Source organism: Gilvimarinus gilvus (assembly GCF_030518155.1).
GTDB classification, from domain to species: Bacteria; Pseudomonadota; Gammaproteobacteria; order Pseudomonadales; family Cellvibrionaceae; genus Gilvimarinus; species Gilvimarinus gilvus.
The window spans coordinates 1-302 of the sequence record NZ_JAULRU010000744.1 but is presented as its reverse complement, the minus strand read 5'-3'; the positions used below and the strand labels follow the sequence as shown (position 1 = coordinate 302).

Genomic DNA, 302 nt, shown 5'->3' with positions numbered 1-302 from the left:
AAAACCGCGAACAGGGCGTGGAAATCGACCTGTGCGTGATCGGCAGCAAGGGTGCGACTTTCTTCCGCATCTTTGGCGGCAACGTTGTAGCCGCGATCAGCCACCTGGGCGAAGAGCCGTCGATCAATGATCTGATCGGCTCCGTCAAAGTGATGCTGGACGCCTACATGGACGGCCGTATCGATCGCCTCTCGGTGGTTTCGAACAAGTTCATCAACACCATGACCCAAAAACCGACGGTCGAGCAATTGGTACCGTTGGTGGCAACCCCGGATCAGGAACTCAAGCACCACTGGGACTAC

1 protein-coding gene is annotated in these 302 nt (G+C 56.6%); it reads left to right on the top strand.

The window, feature by feature from the left end:
• Positions 1-302 (top strand): F0F1 ATP synthase subunit gamma (locus QWI17_RS19355; protein WP_302724177.1); only part of this gene is annotated, 302 nt, incomplete at both ends.